Genomic DNA, 18,042 nt, shown 5'->3' with positions numbered 1-18,042 from the left:
GGTTCGCGGGCCGCCGAGGTCGCGGGGTTCGCGGTCCGCCGAGGTCGCGGGCTGCCGAGGTCGCACGAACTGCCGCCCGCGCCGGCCCCGGCGGCACCTCGTGCGACCGTGACGGTGGGCGCGCGGCATGTCGTGCGACCGGGTCGGACCTCGCCACCACCCCCGGACTGGGGTCCCGCCAGCAGCAGGATGGCGGACATCCCTTGACTACGATCGCCAGGAGCTCCACCGACTCCAGCAAGGACCGTACCGTGACCATTCGCACACGCACCGCAGGCGCGATCGTCACCGGGCTCCTCGTCGTGGGCACGCTCGCTGCGTGTGTCCCGTCCTCGACGGCGCCGGGGTCGACAACGGCGTCGGCCACCGCAACTGCGACCCCGCCGGCCACGCCCACGTCGACGCCGACGCCGACGCCCACCCCGACGCCGACGCCCACCCCGGACACGACCCCGCTCCCCGTCGGCGACGTCACCTCGAACGGCCGGACGTGGCACCAGACGTACGCCGAGGACTTCACGAAGCCCGCCGCGCTCGGCCAGGTCGCCGCCGTCTACCCCGGCATGGGCTTCTACGACGGATTCCAGGACACCAGCGGACTCGGGACGTACGCCCCCACCAAGGTGCTCTCCGTCGCGGACGGCAACCTCGACTTCGACTTCCACGCCGAGGACGGCCGACCCCTCGTCGCGGCCGTCATGCCGGACGGGTACGCCCCGCACACCACCGTCCGCGTGAGCATCCGCTACAAGACCTCGGTCACGGCCGGGTACAAGTTCGTCGGCATGCTGTGGCCGTCCTCCGACCAGTGGAACGACGGCGAGATCGACTGGCCCGAGTCACTCACGCTCGGGGCATCGCCGCGCCCCGCGTCCGCGATCCCGGGCACGTACGCGAACCGTCACGTGCGGTACGACCGCTCCGTGCAGGTGCACGCGAAGACGGACACCACCGAGTACCACGTCGCCACGACCGAGTGGGACCACGGCATCGTCCGGTTCTACTGGGACGGCGAGCTCGTCTCCTCCACCACCACGGCCGTGCCGACCACGCCGATGCGGGTCACCCTGCAGGGCGAGACGTGGACCGATCACGGCTCCGTCCCGACGGGTGCGGCCGGCACGGTCTCCGTCGACTGGATCTCGATCTGGGACTGACCCGGCGCGGGCGTCACACGACCGCTCGGCACGGCCGTCACACGACCGCTCGGCGCGGCCAGCACCCGACCACGGGGAGCGGGCGGCGGGAGCGGCGCGGTACGGTGGGCGCGTGTTCGGACGCCGCTCCCCCAACCCCCGCCCCGACGACCAGCCGGGTCTCGGCATCGGCGCCCTCGTTCGGGTCGTCGACACCGACCACGGCGGCGAGCAGTGGGCCGACGAGCCGATCGGCGTCGTCGTGGCCCCCGGTGGCAGCCAGATCGGCGGGACGCAGCGCACGTGGACCGTCGCGTTCGAGGAGCCCGTCTACACGAAGGACGGCCGCGGCCCGTTCGAGCGCGCGACCGTCCTGAGTCGTCAGCTGGTGCCTGTCGAGCCGGCACCGGACACCGAGGGCTAGTACTCCTCGTTGCCGCTCTTCATCATGGCCGCGAAGGCCATGCAGGTCCCGACGCCGCCGAGCACGCCGATGCCGATGATGATGCCTGCGATGAGTTCGAGCATTGGTGACTCCTTGGTTCCGGGGCCGGTCTGGCTGCCCTCAGGTTAGCGGATGCCGCGCATGAGCTTCAGCACCGGCTTGACGAGCACGAGCAGGACGACCCCGACCGCGACGGCGACGAGGCCGAGGACCGCGAAGTACGGCGCCTCGTCCTTCGGGTCGTAGTACTGCGACAGCACGCCCGTGACGGCGGTGCCGAGCGACACCGACAGGAAGAACAGCGCCACCATCTGCGTTTGGAACTTCGGCGGTGCGAGCTTGGTGGCCACGGACTGCCCGACCGGGGACAGCAGGAGCTCGGCGATCGTGAAGACGAGCAGGATCCCGACGAGGGCGACCAGCGGCGTGCCGTTCTGCCCGGTGCCGACGAACGGCAGGAAGAGCAGGAACGCGATGCCCATGATGCCGGTGCCGAGGGCGAACTTCGTCGGGGTGGAGGGCTGCCGGCCGCCGAGCTTCGTCCAGATCGCGGCGAACACGCCCGACAGCACGATGATGAAGACCGGGTTGATCGACTGCACCCACGAGACGGGCATCTCCCAGCCGAACAGCGACCGGTCGAGGCGTTCGTCGGAGTACACGGTCACGACGGTGAACTGCTGCTGGTAGAGCGACCAGAACACCGCGCTGCCGATGAAGAGCGGGATGAAGGCGAGGACGCGCGACCGCTCCTTCGCGGTGATCCCGCTGGAGAGGATGACGACGAAGTACCCGATGGTCGCGACGATGACGATGGCGACGACCACGGTCGGCAGGTTGTCGACGTTGAGCAGCCCGGTCAGCACGGCCGCGACGATCACCACGAGCGCCACGACGACGAGCACGCCGACGAGCGGGAGCCGACGGCGGTCGACGGGGTTCGTGACGTGGCGCACCGCGTCCGGCAGCTTGCGGCGTCGGATCGCGTACTGCACGAGCCCGGCCGCCATGCCCACGGCGGCGAGACCGAAGCCGTAGTGGAACCCGAGGGAGCTCTGCAGCAGACCGGTCAGGAGCGGCCCGAAGAACGCGCCGAGGTTGACGCCGAGGTAGTAGAGCGAGAAGCCGGCGTCCCGACGGGGGTCGTCACGGCTGTACAGGCCGCCGACGATGGTGGTCGCCGTCGCCTTGAGACCGCCGGAGCCGAGGGCGATGAGCACGAGGCCGACGCCGACGCCCGCCACCCCCGGGAGGAGCGCGAGGGCGATGTGTCCGAGCATCACGACGATCGCGCTGCCGAAGAGCGTCCGGTCCGCGCCGAGCAGCCGGTCGGCGATCCACGCGCCGATGATCGTGAACAGGTACACCGCGCCGCCGTAGGCGCCCATGATGCCGGTGGCGACGCCCTTGTCGATGCCCAGCCCGCCCTGCGAGAGCGTGTAGTACATGTAGATGAGGACGATGCCCTGCATCCCGTAGAACGAGAAGCGCTCCCAGAGCTCGACGGCGAACGGCGTCGACAACTCGAACGGTTGCCCGAAGAACGTCCGCTGGCGTGCGGGTGTGGTGGTACCTGACATGCCGGACAGTCTGCCCTCGGCGGGACCGTCGCGCACAATCGTCTAGCCCTGCTCAGGAATTCACCGGCCGGTGGTTTGGAGGGTTCCCACCACCGCACCCGACACGAGCGGCCCGCTCGTTGTGCTGCCCTGACGGCGTTCACCCGACTCGCGGGTCGGCTCAATAGCGTGGGTTCTGCAACACGGGACAGAGCAGTTCAGGAGGGCTCCGACCATGGTCGACACCGCACCCGTCCACAGCACGAACACGCCGAAGGCCGACGCCACGGGCGACCCCGCAGCGGGCACCCCCGTCGGCGGGACGGACACCGACGTCCGGATCGACGTGGACCTCCTCGGCGAGCACCTGCTCGGTCGCTGGGCCGAGGACCGCCGCATCTCGCGTCGCCTCGCACTCGACCCCGCGATGCACAAGGTCGAGGGCATGCCCTACGCCGACGCCCGCGCCCGGACGCTCGACCAGCTCCGGATCCTCGTCGACGCGGGTGCGATCCAGCGCCCCTACCCCGAGGAGTTCGGCGGCTCGAGCAACCACGGCGGGAACCTCGCAGCGTTCGAGGAGCTCACGACGGCGGATCCCTCGATGCAGATCAAGGCCGGTGTGCAGTGGGGGCTGTTCGGCTCCGCGGTCCACCACCTCGGGACCGAGCGGAACCACCGCGAGTTCCTGCCCGGCATCGTCTCGTTCGAGGTGCCCGGGTGCTTCGCGATGACCGAGACCGGACACGGGTCGGACGTCCAGAGCATCGCCACGCGCGCCACGTACGACCCGGACACCGAGGAGTTCGAGATCCACACGCCGTTCCGCGGTGCGTGGAAGGACTACATCGGCAACGCCGCCCTGCACGGCAAGGCGGCGGTCGTCTTCGCGAAGCTCGTGACGAAGGGCGTCGACCACGGCGTCCACGCGTTCTACGTGCCGCTCCGTGACGCCGACGGCGCGTTCCTGCCCGGCGTCGGCGGCGAGGACGACGGCTACAAGGGCGGCCTGAACGGCATCGACAACGGCCGCCTGCACTTCGACCACGTCCGGGTCCCCCGGACGAACCTGCTCAACCGCTACGGCGACGTCGCCGCGGACGGCACCTACTCCTCGCCGATCGCCTCCCCCGGTCGCCGGTTCTTCACCATGCTCGGCACCCTCGTGCAGGGCCGCGTGTCGCTCGACGGCGCCGCGGTGGTCGCGCAGAAGATCGGCCTGCAGATCGCGCTGACCTACGCGGCCGAGCGGCGCCAGTTCCCCACGGGTGACGGCACCGAGGGCGTCCTGCTCGACTACGGCCGGCACCAGCGTCGGCTGATCCCGCGCCTCGCGACGGTGTTCGCGCAGTCGTTCGCGCACGAGAAGCTCCTGCGGACGTTCGACGACGTGTTCAGCGGGCGCGAGGACACCCCGCAGCGCCGCGAGGACCTCGAGACCCAGGCGGCGGCCTTCAAGTCGATGTCGACGTGGTCGGCGCTCGACACGCTCCAGGAGTGCCGCGAGGCCTGCGGCGGCGCCGGGTTCCTCGCCGAGAACCGTCTGACCGGGCTGCGCGCCGACCTCGACGTGTACGTGACGTTCGAGGGCGACAACACCGTCCTGCTCCAGCTCGTCGGCAAGCGCCTGCTCACCGACTTCCGCGCGAAGGCCCCGAAGGACGCGGCCTCCACGGCGAAGTTCGTCGCGGCCCAGGCGGCCACGAAGCTCGCCGACGCCACGGGCATCCGGCGTCTCGGCCAGACCGTCGCCGACCGCGGCTCCCTCGCCGCCTCCGTCACCGACCTGCAGGACGCGTCGACCCAGCGGGACCTGCTCGCGGGACGCGTCGACACGATGGTCACGGAGATCGGCATGCGGCTGGCGTCGGCGGGCAAGGACCGCGCACGCGCAGCACGACTGTTGAACCGGTCCCAGCACGAGCTGATCGAGGCCGCGAAGGCGCACGCCGAGCTCATGCAGTGGGAGGCGTTCACCGAGGCCATCGACGAGGTCCCGCCCGGCGACACCCGCCGCGTGCTGGTCTGGCTCCGCGACCTGTTCGCGCTCGGGCTGCTCGAACAGCACCTCGACTGGTACCTCATGCACGGCCGGATCACGGCGCAGCGCGCGCGGGCGGTGTCGGCGTACATCGACCGGCTCGTGGCCCGGGTCCGACCGGTCATCCCGCAGCTGCTCGACTCGTTCGGCTACGAGCCCGGTCACGTCCGCGCGCCGATCGCCCTCGGCGCCGAGCAGGCCCGCCAGGACGAGGCGCGCGCGTGGTTCGCCGCAGAGGCCGCAGCGGGTCGCCTGCCCGAGCCGGAGAAGAAGCCCCGGCCCTAGTCCTCGCCGAGCATCGGGCACGACCGCGCCCCGTGTCGAACACTGCGCCCCGGATGGTCGGGGCGCACTGTTCGACACGGGGCGCGTTTCGAGAGCGCGAGCACGCGCACGCAAGCGACCGCGAGAGCCGGCGCGCAAGCGACCACGCGAGCAGCGCGCAGGCGCGCCTCGGGCCCCGCGTCAGGCGTCGCCGGTGGCGCCGCGGTCGCCGAGCGCCCGGCGGAGCCGCGCCTCGGCGTCGTCCCCGGGTCCGGCCGCAGCGGCGGCCGCCTCGGCGTTCGCCTCGGTCACCGCACGGACGACCTCTTCGCGCTGGATCTTCACCCCGCGCGGCGCGTCGATGCCGATGCGCACGCCGTCCCCGCGGCTGTCGAGCACCGTGATGACGATGTCGTCACCGACGAGGATCCGCTCGCCGACCTTCCGCGTGAGTACCAGCACCCGTTCAGCCTAGCGACACGACGGGGACTCCCAGCAGGTCGACCGACTCCGGCGTGGCGGTCTCCCCCGCGCCGATCGCGACGACCCCCGCGACGGGTGCCCGCTCGGCGACGGTGGCGAGCATGCGTGCCGCGTCCTCGGGCTTCCGTCCGACGTCCACGACGACCCAGACCTGGTCGGGTGCGAGCCCGTCGGTGGTCCGGACGTCGTCCCACGCAGCGACCGCGAGCAGCGCGGAGCCGTCGCGCACGCCCTCGGCGCGGGCGAGGATCCCGCTCCGGCGGTCGGCGGCGTCGGTCGGGCGCAGTGCGTACCGTGCCGCGAACAGCCCGGCGGCCGCGTCCACGTCGTTCGGCCGTCCGACGAGGAGCACGAGGTCGCCGTCGGCGGACCGCACCGACGGCACGGGCCGGACGATCGCCCGGGCGGCGACCGCCTGCTCGGCGACCACCTCGTCGAGGAGCCGCGCCGCGCCTCCCGTCCCGACGGCGGGCCGGCGCGGCAGGGCCGACGCGACCGGCAGGCCGGTGTCGTCCTGGAGGCGCGACCCACCCGGCTCGCCGATCCCCGCCTCCGGCAGTCCACGCGTCGGGCGCGCAGCGCTCCCCGTGATCCCGTCGGCGACGAAACCGTCGAGCACCGACGCGAACGCGTCGGCGCGCGTCGATGCGGTCCCGTCGTGCCCGGCGATGCGCGCCTCGGCGGCCTCGGCGTCGGCCAGGAGCGCGGCGATCCCCACCCGCTGCACCGGCGAGTCGCTGATGGCGACGCGCGCGGTCGGGACGTCCTCGGGGGCGAGGACCTCGACGGTCGCCTCGACGTGCGCCTTGCGGAAGAGGCCGCCGATGCCGGGGGTCGTCACGCGCTCGGCGGCGACGATGCGCGCCGCCGGACCGAACTCCGCGCGGACGGCGTCACGGAGCTGGTCGAGCGTGGCGCCGTTACGCTGCAATCGGGTCGGCGGCACGGACCACTCCCACGGTCTCGATGGTGGAGCCCGCGGCGGTGGCCTCCTGGTAGGAGAGCACCGGCAGGCCGTTCGACTGGGCCGAGACCATGCGGTGCACGGCCGGTCGGAGCTGCGGGGCGCAGACCAGGACGGCGGACAGCCCCTGGTCCTCCACCGAGCGCACGGCGTCGCGCAGCGACCCCAGGACCTGCTCGATGCGGTGCGCGTCGAGGACGATCTGGGTCCCGTGCTCGGACGGTCGGAGCCCCTCGAGCATCGACTGCTCGAGCAGCGGGTCGATCATGATCACCCGGAGCGTGCCGGCGTCGAGGTAGCGGGCGGGGAGCGCCGGGCCGAGCGATGCGCGGGCGGCCTCCACCAGCCCCTCGAGGTCGGTCGACACCTTGGCGCGGAGCGTGAGTCCCTCGCAGATCCGGCCGAGGTCGTTGATCGGGACCCGCTCGACGAGGAGTCCCTGCAGCACCCGCTGGAGCTCGGCGAGCGAGAGCATCCCCGGGACGAGCTCCTCGACGGCCGCGGGGTTGACCTGCTTGACCCCCTCGGTGAGGACCTTGACGTCCTCGCGGGTGAGGAGCCTCGCGGCGTTGTCGCCGATGATCGCCTGCAGGTGGGTGACGAGCACGGAGACGCGGTCGATCACGGTCGCGCCGGTCATCTCGGCGGCGTGCCGGAGCTCGGCCGGCACCCACTTGCCGGCGAGCCCGAAGACCGGTTCGACGGTGGTCTCACCGGGGAGTCCCTCGAGGTGGTCCCCCAGGGCGAGCACGCTGCGCGACGGAGCGGTCCCCCGGCCGGCCTCGACGCCCGCGATCCGGATGGCGTACGTCGACGGCGGGAGCTCGATGCTGTCGCGGGTGCGGACCGGCGGCACGACGATCCCCATGTCGATCGCGATCTTCCGGCGGAGTGCCCGCACCCGGCCGAGCAGGTCGTCGGAGGCGCCGGAGACCATGTCGACCAGGTCGGGGGCGAGCAGGATCTCGAGGGCGTGCACGCGCATCTGCTCGATGAGGTCCTCGGGGGTGTCGGCGTTCGGCGCGGCGGACGCGGCTGCCTCCTGCTGGGCGAGCGCCGCCGCCTCGCGCTTCGCGGTCTGCCCGAGGCGCCACGCGACGACGAGCAGGGTCGCGCCGATGACGAGGAACGGGACGATCGGCATGCCCGGGATGAACCCCATCGCGATCGCGGCGACGCCCGCGATCGCGAGGGCGTTCCGCGACTGGGTGAGCTGCGTCGTCGCGGACGCGCCGATCTCGGTCTCCGCACCGGAGCGGGTGACGATCATGCCCGTCGACACCGCCATGAGCAGCGCGGGGATCTGCGTGACGAGCCCGTCGCCGATGGTCAGGATGCCGTACTTCGACAGGGCGTCGGTGATCGACAGCCCGTTCTGCACCATGCCGATCGCGATGCCGCCGACGAGGTTGATGACGATGATCAGGATGCCGGCGATCGCGTCACCCTTGACGAACTTCGACGCACCGTCCATCGCGCCGTAGAAGTCGGCCTCGGCGGAGACCGCGGCACGGCGCTCCTTGGCCTGGGCGTCGGTGATGAGCCCGGCGTTGAGGTCCGCGTCGATCGCCATCTGCTTGCCGGGCATCGCGTCGAGGGTGAACCGGGCCCCGACCTCGGCGACGCGTTCGGCACCCTTCGTCACGACGACGAACTGGATGACGACGAGGATCAGGAAGATCACCGCGCCGATGATGATCGACCCGGAGACGGCGACGTGGCCGAACGCCTGGATGACGTCGCCGGCGAACCCCTCGCCGAGCACGAGGCGGGTCGACGCGACGTTGAGGCCGAGCCGGAACAGCGTCGCGACGAGCAGCAGCGACGGGAACACCGAGAAGTCGAGCGGCTTCTTCACGAACAGCGTCGTGAGCAGGATCACCAGCGCCAGCAGGATGTTGCAGATGATGAGGAAGTCGAGCAGGAACGACGGCACCGGCAGGATCAGCAGCAGGATGATGCCGACGATGAAGACCGGGACGGCGAGCTTCGGCAGGTCCGTGCGGTTCATGCGGGGACTCCCTCGGTGGCGGTGGTGGTGGCGGACGGGACGGGATCGGGTCGTGGCGTGCGGAGCTTCCGGGGCCGGAGGTCGCCGCCGATGGTGGCCGGGTCGATGACCGTCGCGACCTCGTCCGGGGTGGTCGGCCGCGGCGGGGCGTGGGTGCCGGCCGCCGCTCCCCTGGCCTTCAGGGCCATGACGAACGACAGGACGCGGGCGACCGGCGTGTAGAGGTCGACCGGCACCTCCTGCCCGAGCTCGCACGCGGCGTGCAGCGCCCTGGTGAGCGGCACGTCCTGCACGATCGGCACCCGGGCCTCGAGCGCCTTGTCGCGGATCATCGCGGCGACCGGTCCGGCGCCCTTCGCGACGACGCGCGGCGCGGACCTGCCCGGCTCGTACGACAGTGCGACGGCGTAGTGCGTCGGGTTGGTCATGACGACGTCCGCCGTGCCGATCGCCTGCACCATCCGGTTCCGGCTCATCGCGAGCTGGCGTGACCGACGCTGCGACTTCACGAGCGGGTCGCCCTCGGCGTGCTTGTTCTCGTCCTTGACCTCGCGCTTGGTCATCATCGTGCGCTTGCGGTTGCGGCGGATCACGACGAAGACGTCGAGCGCGGCGAGGACCAGCCCGGCGACGATCGCGGCCCGCAGCAGCGTGCCCGTGCCGGCGGCCGCGGCGTCCAGCACCGCGGACAGCGGGAGCGATCCGCTCGTCATGAGGACCGGGACGAGCGCCTGCACGGCCGTCCAGAGGACGAGGCCCACGACCGCCGTCTTGAGGAGCGCCTTGCACCCGTTCCAGAGCGCCTGGGTGCCGAACACCCGCTTCAGGCCCTGGATCGGGTCGAAGTGCTCGGGCTGCGGCGTCAGCTTCCGGATGTGCACGCCGCCCTGCGCGACGGCCGCGGCGAGCACGGCGACGGCGACGACGGCGAGCATCGGGCCGAGGGTTCCGCCGAGCGAGGCGAGGGCCTCGTGGAAGACGGCGTTCATCGTGCCGATGGTGGGGTCGGCGATGACGCGCTGCACGGACCGGAGCTGCGACGAGCCCGCGGCGGCGGCGTTGCCGATCGCGGACGGCATCATGAGCGCCGCGACGGCGATGCCGATCCACGCGCCGAGGTCCTGCGAGCGACCGATCTGGCCCTTCTGGTGGACCTCGCGCATGCGCTTCTGGGTGGCCTGTTCGGACCGTTCCCCGCTGTCGGACACGTCGTCACCCCCGTCCGGTGATCGCGGCGACCGCGTCGCCGGTGAGCGACGACACGACGGACGGCAGGGCCATGAAGAGCGCCCCGGCGAAGACGACGGTCAGGCCGATCTTGATCGGGAAGCCCATCTGGAAGGCGTTGAGCGCCGGGGCCACACGGGTGAGCAGCCCGAGCCCGACGTCGGCGAGGAACAGCACGACCACGAGCGGGCCGGCGATCTGCAGCGACGACAGGAACATCTGGGTCAGGGCGGTGAGGAGCACGGACGCCAGGCCACCGAGGTCGAACGTGCCGGTCAGCGGCACCGCGTCGAAGGACCGCACGAGCCCGGCGACGATGAGCTGGTACCCGCCGGAGGCGAACAGGAGCGCCAGCGCCGCCATCTGGAACAGCCGCGTGAACTGTGCGCCGTTCACCTGGGACTGCGGGTCGTACGCCTGCGCGAGCGTGAACCCGCCGAACAGGTCGACGAGCGCGCCGGCCGACTGCACCGCGGCGAACACGAGGAACACCAGGAAGCCGAGGGCCAGCCCGACGAGCAGCTGGGTGAGGAGCGCGAGCAGGAACGGCCCGGTCGCGAGCGACTCGTAGCCGACCGCGACCCGCGGGGCGACGCCGATGGCCAGCCCGATGCCGAGGATCACCTTCACCGTCGCCGGGAACGCACGGTACGAGAACGGCGGGGCGATCACGAAGAAGGCGACGAGGCGCACGCCGGCGAGCATGGTCGCCTCGAGGCGGTCGGCATCGATCGACAGCTCCATCAGCCGGACCCCAGGAGCTTGGGGATCATGTCGAAGGCGGCGTGGGTGAACCCGACCATCTCCGAGATCATCCAGTTGCCGCAGACGACCAGCGCGATCGCGACGGCGACGGCCTTCGGCACGAAGGAGAGCGTGACCTCCTGGATCTGCGTGACGGACTGGAACAGGGAGATCGCGAAGCCCACGACGAGCGAGGTCACGAGCACGGGCGCGGCGAGCTTCGCCGACACCAGGAGCGCCTGCAGCGTGAGGTCGATGACGGCCTGCTGGTCCATCAGTGCACCACCTGGTAGCTCTCGATGAGGGACTTGATGATGAGCCCCCACCCGTCGACGAGGACGAACAGCAGGATCTTGAACGGGAGCGAGATCATGACCGGCGGGAGCATCATCATGCCCATCGACATGAGCGCCGCCGAGACGACGAGGTCGATCACCAGGAACGGGATGAAGATGACGAACCCGATGATGAAGGCGCTGCGGAGCTCGGAGATCACGAACGCGGGGATCACCGTCGTCATCGGGACGTCGGCCATCGACTTCGGGTTGTCCTGCCCGGCGGCACGGGTGATGAGCGCCACGTCCTCCTCGCGCGTCTGGTGCAGCATGAAGGTCCGGAGCGGCTTCGTCCCGATCTCGACGGCCTGGGCGAAGTCGAGGTGCCCGGCGAGGTAGGGCTGCAGGGCGTCGTCGTTGATGTGGCCGAGCACGGGCGCCATGACGAACAGCGACAGGAACAGCGCGAGGCCGGCGAGCACCTGGTTCGGCGGGATGGACTGCAGCGCCAGGGCGTTCCGGGTCATCGCGAGCACGACGAAGATCTTCGTGAACGACGTCATCATGAGCATCAGGGCGGGCGCGACGCTCAGCAGCGTGATCCCGATCAGCGTGACGACGGCGGACGACGGGGTGCCGTCCGGTCCGTTCACGCTGACGCTGAAGTCACCGGTCGCGGGCGCCGTGGGCGTGGCGGGAGCGGTCGGCTGGACGACGCCGGCCGCGTGGGCGCCGGTGGCGGTGAGCATGAGGAAGCCGGCCACGACCGTCACCCCCAGCAGCAGGAGGGCGATCAGACGTCCGGTCCGCGCCGCGGTCACCCGGCCCGCCGGTTCCGGAGCGCCGAGGCGGCCTGCCGCCAGGTGTCGGCGGACAGGATCGACCCCTGCAGCTGCTGGGCGGTCGGCAGTGCGGCACGCTGCGGGCGACGGTTGCGGGGGCGCATGGGCAGCGGCTGCGCCGCGTCGGACGGGAGGGACGGGTCGGCTGCCGTCTGCTGCGCGAGTTCCTGACCGAACCGCTCGGCCGACGGGGTCGGACGCACGGGCAGCGTCACGGGTCCGGTCACGATGGTGAGTTCCGGCGCGGGCGCCTGCCCGCTGGTGAGCAGTGCGACGCCGTGCTCGGAGACACCGAGCACGAGGCGCTCGCCCTCGACGTCGACCACGACGACGCTCGCCTTGCCGCCGATGCTCTGACGCCCGACGACCTCGACCGAGGCCGAGCGGCGCCCGCGGGTGGCTGAACCGGAGAGCTTCTTGCGGCTGACCCGCTGCAGCACCCACATGAGCGCGAGCACGACGCCGAGCGAGAGCGCGACGCGGAGGACGATGACGGCGGTGTCCACGTCGGGGCTCAGACGCTCTCGGCGACGTCGAGGATCTTGGTGATCCGGACCGCGTAGTCCTGGTCGACGACGACGACCTCGCCGTGCGCGATGAGCCGGCCGTTCAGCAGCACGTCGGCGGGGGCGCCGGCGCTGCGGTCGAGCTCGACGACCGCGCCGGGCTCCATGCCGAGCACGTCGCGGACGGACATCCGGGTGCGGCCGATCTCGACCGTCAGGGTCATCTCGACGTTGTTGATCCGGCCGAGGTTCCCGGCGGGCATGCCGAGCACCGGCGCCTGGACGGCGGACGCCGACACGGTGCCGTTCTCGCGGACGCGCAGGGCGAACCAGCCGCCGGGGACGCCACCGGCGGTCAGCTCGAAGACGACCGTGTCCGGGTCGGCGAGGAGCGCAGAGGCCGACTCGCGCCGCGCGTCGCCGAGGACGCCGACGCCGAGGACACCGGCGGCGGCCTCGAGCGACGGCCGCAGCACGTCGGTGACGTCGACGATCCCGTGGTCGGTGCCACCGGCGGCGACGACGGCCTCGAGGTCGGTGAGCACGAGGACGAGGTCGGCCGACAGGCCGCCGACGAAGGACGCGACCACGGCGTCACCGGCCGCTTCGAGGGCGACGGGTGTCGCGCCTCCTGGCTGGGCCACCGCGGTCAGCGGCGCGGCCGTCGGGAGCTGCGCGGCGAGTGCCTCGGCCGCCTGCGTGTGGAGGGTGGTCGTGACGGTCATGCGGGCTGCTCCGATGTGGTGGTGACGACGATGCCGGCGAGGCGCGAGCCGTTCGCGCCGACGGCGGCGGTGCCGACGGGCTCGCCGTCGACCGCGATGGTGAGGGGACGGTGCTGCGGGTGCGGCAGCGGCAGGACGTCGCCGACGGCCAGGCGGAGGACCTGCGACGGCAGGACCGTGGCGGGCGCGAACCGCAGGCTGACGCCCACCGGGACGGAGGCGAGCTGCGCGTCGACGAGGGCGCGGGCGTCGGCTGGTGAGACGTGCGTGGCGGTCTCGCCGAGCTGCGGCAGCACCGCGTCGGCCGGCAGCGCGAGGGTGCCGGGGGCGACGCGCTCCCCGACGCGGATCGTGAACGAGGCGACGATCATGAGGTCGCCCTTCTGGGCGGCCTGGGCGAACTGCGAGTTGAACTGGAACCCGCCCGCGGTGACGTCGTGGGCGAGCAGCCCGCCGAACGAGTAGCGGAGGTCGTCGAGGGCGTCCTCGACGATCTTGCGGACGAGCGCCTGCTCGATCGGGGTGAACGTCCGGTCCGGTGTCGGCAGCGGCTTCGAGGCGCCGAGCGCGTGCGAGACCCAGGTGAGGGCGGCGTCGAGGGGCACCTGCAGGACGCCCTTCGGCACCACGTCCGCGATCGGCAGCAGGACCATGCCCGTGAGCGCGGGCAGGGACGCGGCGTACTCGTCGTACGTCGTCATCTGGACCTGCTCGCAGGTGACCTGGCTCACCGCGCGGACCTTCGCCGTCAGCTGGGTGCCCCACTGGCGCGCGAAGGTCTCGAAGGCGAGCTCGAGGACCCGGGCGTGCTCGCGGGCGAGCGTCGACGGGCGCGCGAAGTCGTACACCTCGGGCGCTGGCAGGGTCTCGGTCACGGGTGCGTCTATCGGTCCGCTGTGCCGGACCCGTCAGTGCTGTGCCGCGGCTGTGCCTCCTTCTGGGGGCGGGCGGGCGGTCGTTCGCTCAGCCGGTCCGTGCTCCGTCCTGCGCCTTCGCCAGGGCCGGCATCAGGGCACTGACGTCCTGGTCCTGGTTCGAGAGCACCACGATGTCGACCCGCCGGTTCAGCGTGAGGTCGGCGTCCGTCCCGCCCTTCGCCAGCGGACGACTCGACCCGAACCCGACGCTCTGGACGTGGTCGGCCGGCATCCCGCCGCGTTCCACCAGGTCACGGAGCACCCCGGTCGCGCGGGCGGCACTGAGTTCCCAGTTCGTCGCGTACGGTGCCGTCGAGTTCCGCTGGTCGGCGTGCCCCTCGACGCTGACGTCGTGGCCGCTCGTCTTCAGCACCGGGGCGATCGCGTCCATGATCCGCTTCGCCTGGTCGGACAGGTCGGCGCTGTTCGTGGTGAAGTACGTCTCGCTGCCGACGAGCCGCACGGTGAGGCCGCGCGCGTCGACCGTGAACTGCACGTTCGACGTCTGCCCGGCCTTCGCGAGGTTCGCCTTGATGGCCTGCTCGATCGCCTGCAGGTCGTCGAGCTCCTGCTGCGCCGCCTGGACGTCCGCCTTCGTCGCGGTCTTCGGGACGACGGTGGACGCCGGGTCGACGTTCGTGTCCTTCGTGCCGGACGACGCGGTCGAGTGGTCCGCCTGCGACTTGTCGACGGAGTAGCCGGAGCCGTCCTTCACCTCGTCCTTCGTCACGACGGTCCCGGACGCGGTGTCGATCTTCTGCGACTTGACCTCGCCGAAGCCCGTGGCGAGCGAGTTCTTCAGCTGGATGTACTTCTGCTGGTCGACCGTCGACATCGCGAAGAGCACGAGGAACATGCACATCAGCACGGTGATCATGTCCATGTAGGACGCCATCCAGCGCTCGTCGGGGTGCTCGGCCTCGTCGTGGGACTTCTTCGAGCGGCCGCGACCGCGCCCCCGGGGGTTCGCGCTCACGGTCAGGCCGCCAGCTGCTGGTCGTCGGCGCCCGCGTCGCTGCCCTTGCCGGACTTCCCCTTGCCGCCCTTGGCCTCGCCACCGCGTGCGGCCGGCGGGACCATCGCGGTCAGACGTTCCCCGAGCAGGCGCGGCTGGCTGCCCGCCTGCACGGCGAGGAGGCCCTCCATGAGCAGCGTCTGGCGGTCGGCCTCGAGCTGCGCGAGCTTGCGGAGCTTGCCGCCGATCGGCAGCCACAGGAAGTTCGCCGTCAGCAGGCCCCAGAGCGTCGCGACGAACGCACTCGCGATGAGGGGACCGAGCTCGTCGGGCTTGCCGAGGTTCGCGAGCACGTGGGTGAGCGACACGACCGTGCCGATGATCCCGACGGTGGGGGCGAACCCGCCGAGCCCCATGAAGAACGAGCTGGCCGACCGGACCGGTGCGGCGTTCGACTCGATCTCGTCCTCGAGCAGGATCCGCAGCTCGTCGCCGTCGGTGCCGTCCGCGATGTTCTGCAGCGCCTTCTTCATGAAGGGGTCGTCGTGCTTGTCGGCCTCCTGCTCGAGCGCGAGCAGGCCGTTCGCGCGGGCGGTCTCCGCCAACCCGACGACGTCGTCGATGACCGACTGCGGCGGGGTGACCTTGCCCGTGAACGCCTTCGGGACGGCCTTGAAGCTCGCGATGGCGTCCTTGAGCGTCGTGCTGGCGATGCCACAGCCGATCGTCGCGCCGAAGACGAGCAGCATCGGCGCGGGCAGGAACAGGCCGGCCAGCTCGACGTGCTCCATCTCGACCATGCCGAACAGGGCGCCGAAGGCGAGGAGGATGCCGATGATCGTCGCGATGTCCACGTCAACGACCCCCGTCCTGCGAGCGGGGTGCCCGGTCGGACGACACGGGGTGGATCGGGGCGACCGCGGCCAGCGTCGGCTGGGGGCCGGTGGCGTCGTGGGCGGCGGTGTCGGTGCCGTACGCCATGCCGACGATGCGCGCCCGGTACGCGGCGATGAGGTCGATGACGTCGGCCATCGACTCGCGGACGATGTACTTGGCGCCGTCCACCATGATGAGCGTCGTGTCCGGCGTCTCCTGGATGCGCTCCACGAGATCGGGGTTGACAGCGAATCCGCTGCCGTTCAGTCGTGTGACGACGATCATGGCCCGTCCTGGTTCTCGATCGTCCCGCCGCCGTCCGTGGGGCGGGATGCTGCCCGTCCGTGGGCTGCACCGAGGACTATCGGCCCACACGTGTCGTGCGTTAGCGGCGTGTACCCCGCTCCAGGAAGGTCTCAGCAACCGGGTGCATCCACGACGGGGGTCCCGGCGGTAGTGCCCGTACGACGTCGACGACGACGTCGCCCGTACCGGCCCACCGGGCCAGAAGGAGACCTTCGATGCGCAAGACACTCGCCACCGGCCTGACCGCCGGGGTCCTGTTCGCAGCAGCAGCCGCGGTGATGCCCGCGACCGCGGCGACCGCCGCGTCCGGGGACGCCACCCTGTCCGTCCTGCACGCCGTGCCGGCCGTCACGGTCGACGTGTACCTCGACGGCAAGCGCGCCCTCGACGACTTCAAGCCGGGCACCCTCGCCGGACCGATGATGGTGCCGGCCGGTGCCCACAGCATCGCGATCACGGCGTCCGACGCGACCGACGCGTCGAAGCCGATCATCGGACCGGTCGACGTCACGCTGCAGGCCGGTGGGAACTACACCGCCGTCGCCCACGACAAGACGGACGGCTCCCCCACGGCGACCCTGTTCACCAACGACACCTCGGCCACCCCGGCCGGGCAGGGACGCCTGATCGTCCGGCACGTCGCCGCCGCCCCGGCGGTGGACGTCCTGGCCGGCGGCAAGGCCGTCGTCAGCAACCTGTCGAACCCGGACGAGCAGGCGCTCGAGCTCCCCGCCGGAACCGTCTCGGCCTCGGTCGCGGCCACCGGCACGACCGACCCGGTGATCGGCCCGGCCGACGTCGCGGTCACCGCCGGCGCCGACACGATCGTGTACGCCTGGGGCAGCCTGGACGACAAGACCCTGGCGCTCGCCACGCAGACGATCTCGAACCTCGGTGGCACGCCGAACGGGGTCCCCGCGGGCAACGCCGGTCTCGTGGCCACGAACCGGGTCGACAGCGCACCGCTCATCGGCGGTGCCGCGGCCCTCGCGGCGGCCGTCGCCGTCGGTGCCGTCGTCCTCCGTCGCCGCCAGCAGGCGACGGCGGACCGCCGAGCGGACTCGGGACGCTGAACACCGCCCGAACGGCACGGACCACCGCGGCGACGCTCGTCGTCGCCGCGGTGGCCACGGCCCTCCTGACCGGGTGCTCGTCGGCCGGGTCCCCCTCCCCCGGCGGGCACCCCTCGCTCGTCCCCGCGGCACCCACGCCGGTGCCGTCCGCCTTCTCGACGGCGGTCCCGCAGCAGGCGGCCACTCTGCCGCCCGTCACGACCGCGGCTGCCCCGGACCGCATCACGGTCGACTGGGCGGGTGTCACCGCCCCGGTCCGTCCCGAGGGCGTCGACGAGCAGGGCGCCATGGCCCTGCCACCGGACCCGGCCACGGCCGGCTGGTACCGGTACGGCGCGGCCCCGTCCTCGACGGCGGGGGCCGTGGTGATCGCGGCCCACGTCGACGCGGTCGGGTACGGCGTCGGACCGTTCGCCCACCTGCGCGACGTCCCCGACGGCACGACCGTCACCCTCACCGACACGGACGGCGCCGACACGCGGTGGCGCATCACCTCCGTCGACCTGCTCGAGAAGCGCGGCCTGCCGTGGGCGTCGGTGTTCCGGACGGACGGACCGCGCCAGCTCGTGCTCGTCACCTGCGGCGGGGAGTTCGACACCACCACCCACCACTACGAGAGCAACCTCGTCATCACCGCCACACCGATCGGGTCCTGACCCGTACGATCGGAGTGCGCGGTCGACGACGACCGCA

The 18,042-nt window shown here is 71.9% G+C and carries 19 protein-coding genes; 5 read left to right on the top strand and 14 right to left on the bottom strand.

What is annotated here, in order from left to right; translation table 11 throughout:
- The first annotated feature begins 251 nt into the window (after positions 1-251).
- Together ACQXVK_RS07455 and ACQXVK_RS07450 are read left to right on the top strand one after the other, a co-directional pair.
- Positions 252-1,157: a glycoside hydrolase family 16 protein gene (locus ACQXVK_RS07455; protein ID WP_430853170.1), complete on the top strand. Its 906-nt coding sequence runs from the start codon at positions 252-254 to the stop codon at positions 1,155-1,157.
- A gap of 112 nt (positions 1,158-1,269) precedes the next feature.
- A complete protein-coding gene (locus tag ACQXVK_RS07450; protein ID WP_430853169.1) occupies positions 1,270-1,560 on the top strand; it encodes a hypothetical protein in 291 nt (96 codons plus the stop codon).
- Positions 1,561-1,706: 146 nt separating this feature from the next.
- Here ACQXVK_RS07450 and ACQXVK_RS07445 read toward each other — a convergent pair whose 3' ends face one another.
- The gene (locus ACQXVK_RS07445; protein ID WP_430853168.1) at positions 1,707-3,161 is read right to left on the bottom strand and encodes a peptide MFS transporter; all 1,455 of its coding nucleotides are present in this window, start codon (positions 3,159-3,161) and stop codon (positions 1,707-1,709) included.
- 214 nt (positions 3,162-3,375) lie between these two features.
- Between ACQXVK_RS07445 and ACQXVK_RS07440 the strand changes: the two genes are divergently transcribed.
- A complete protein-coding gene (locus ACQXVK_RS07440) occupies positions 3,376-5,466 on the top strand; it encodes an acyl-CoA dehydrogenase (RefSeq protein WP_430853167.1) in 2,091 nt (696 codons plus the stop codon).
- Positions 5,467-5,646: 180 nt separating this feature from the next.
- Here ACQXVK_RS07440 and csrA read toward each other — a convergent pair whose 3' ends face one another.
- The 13 genes from csrA to ACQXVK_RS07375 all read right to left on the bottom strand — a co-directional run bounded on the left by csrA (position 5,647) and on the right by ACQXVK_RS07375 (position 16,255).
- Positions 5,647-5,907, bottom strand: coding sequence for a carbon storage regulator CsrA (gene csrA, locus ACQXVK_RS07435; RefSeq protein ID WP_430853166.1), 261 nt, complete (start codon positions 5,905-5,907; stop codon positions 5,647-5,649).
- Positions 5,908-5,911: 4 nt separating this feature from the next.
- Positions 5,912-6,874, bottom strand: a complete 963-nt coding sequence (locus ACQXVK_RS07430) for a hypothetical protein (RefSeq protein WP_430853165.1) — start codon at positions 6,872-6,874, stop codon at positions 5,912-5,914.
- Positions 6,849-8,903: a flagellar biosynthesis protein FlhA gene (locus tag ACQXVK_RS07425; RefSeq protein WP_430853164.1), complete on the bottom strand. Its 2,055-nt coding sequence runs from the start codon at positions 8,901-8,903 to the stop codon at positions 6,849-6,851. Before ACQXVK_RS07425 ends, ACQXVK_RS07430 begins: the two co-directional genes overlap by 26 nt.
- The gene (locus ACQXVK_RS07420; protein WP_430853163.1) at positions 8,900-10,111 is read right to left on the bottom strand and encodes an EscU/YscU/HrcU family type III secretion system export apparatus switch protein; all 1,212 of its coding nucleotides are present in this window, start codon (positions 10,109-10,111) and stop codon (positions 8,900-8,902) included. The genes ACQXVK_RS07425 and ACQXVK_RS07420 overlap by 4 nt, the downstream gene beginning before the upstream one ends.
- Before the next feature lie 4 nt (positions 10,112-10,115).
- Positions 10,116-10,874 carry a flagellar biosynthetic protein FliR gene (locus tag ACQXVK_RS07415; protein ID WP_430853162.1) on the bottom strand — a complete coding sequence of 253 codons (759 nt, stop codon included), beginning with the start codon at positions 10,872-10,874 and terminating at the stop codon, positions 10,116-10,118.
- A complete protein-coding gene (fliQ, locus tag ACQXVK_RS07410; protein WP_022907977.1) occupies positions 10,874-11,149 on the bottom strand; it encodes a flagellar biosynthesis protein FliQ in 276 nt (91 codons plus the stop codon). The genes ACQXVK_RS07415 and fliQ overlap by 1 nt, the downstream gene beginning before the upstream one ends.
- A complete protein-coding gene (gene fliP, locus ACQXVK_RS07405) occupies positions 11,149-11,970 on the bottom strand; it encodes a flagellar type III secretion system pore protein FliP (protein WP_022907978.1) in 822 nt (273 codons plus the stop codon). The genes fliQ and fliP overlap by 1 nt, the downstream gene beginning before the upstream one ends.
- Positions 11,967-12,497, bottom strand: coding sequence for a FliO/MopB family protein (locus ACQXVK_RS07400; protein WP_430853161.1), 531 nt, complete (start codon positions 12,495-12,497; stop codon positions 11,967-11,969). The genes fliP and ACQXVK_RS07400 overlap by 4 nt, the downstream gene beginning before the upstream one ends.
- An 8-nt stretch (positions 12,498-12,505) precedes the next feature.
- A complete protein-coding gene (fliN, locus tag ACQXVK_RS07395; RefSeq protein ID WP_402262726.1) occupies positions 12,506-13,222 on the bottom strand; it encodes a flagellar motor switch protein FliN in 717 nt (238 codons plus the stop codon).
- On the bottom strand, positions 13,219-14,097 hold the full coding sequence (locus tag ACQXVK_RS07390; protein WP_022907981.1) for a flagellar motor switch protein FliM: 879 nt from the start codon (positions 14,095-14,097) through the stop codon (positions 13,219-13,221). Before ACQXVK_RS07390 ends, fliN begins: the two co-directional genes overlap by 4 nt.
- Before the next feature lie 88 nt (positions 14,098-14,185).
- A complete protein-coding gene (locus ACQXVK_RS07385; protein ID WP_022907982.1) occupies positions 14,186-15,115 on the bottom strand; it encodes an OmpA/MotB family protein in 930 nt (309 codons plus the stop codon).
- A 2-nt stretch (positions 15,116-15,117) separates the two neighbouring features.
- A complete protein-coding gene (locus ACQXVK_RS07380) occupies positions 15,118-15,948 on the bottom strand; it encodes a motility protein A (protein ID WP_402262722.1) in 831 nt (276 codons plus the stop codon).
- Position 15,949: 1 nt separating this feature from the next.
- Positions 15,950-16,255 (bottom strand): flagellar FlbD family protein, encoded by a 306-nt coding sequence (locus ACQXVK_RS07375; RefSeq protein ID WP_402262719.1) that lies wholly within the window; start codon positions 16,253-16,255, stop codon positions 15,950-15,952.
- 236 nt (positions 16,256-16,491) lie between these two features.
- Here ACQXVK_RS07375 and ACQXVK_RS07370 point away from each other — a divergent pair, with 236 nt between their 5' ends.
- Positions 16,492-17,349 (top strand): DUF4397 domain-containing protein, encoded by an 858-nt coding sequence (locus ACQXVK_RS07370; protein WP_430853160.1) that lies wholly within the window; start codon positions 16,492-16,494, stop codon positions 17,347-17,349.
- Between the two features lie 50 nt (positions 17,350-17,399).
- A complete protein-coding gene (locus tag ACQXVK_RS07365; protein WP_430853159.1) occupies positions 17,400-18,005 on the top strand; it encodes a sortase domain-containing protein in 606 nt (201 codons plus the stop codon).
- Positions 18,006-18,042 lie beyond the last annotated feature (37 nt).

The organism is Curtobacterium sp. AB451, from assembly GCF_050585845.1.
Lineage (GTDB): Bacteria > Actinomycetota > Actinomycetes > Actinomycetales > Microbacteriaceae > Curtobacterium.
The sequence above is the reverse complement of the archived record's forward strand: the minus strand, read 5'-3'. Positions and strand labels throughout refer to the sequence as shown.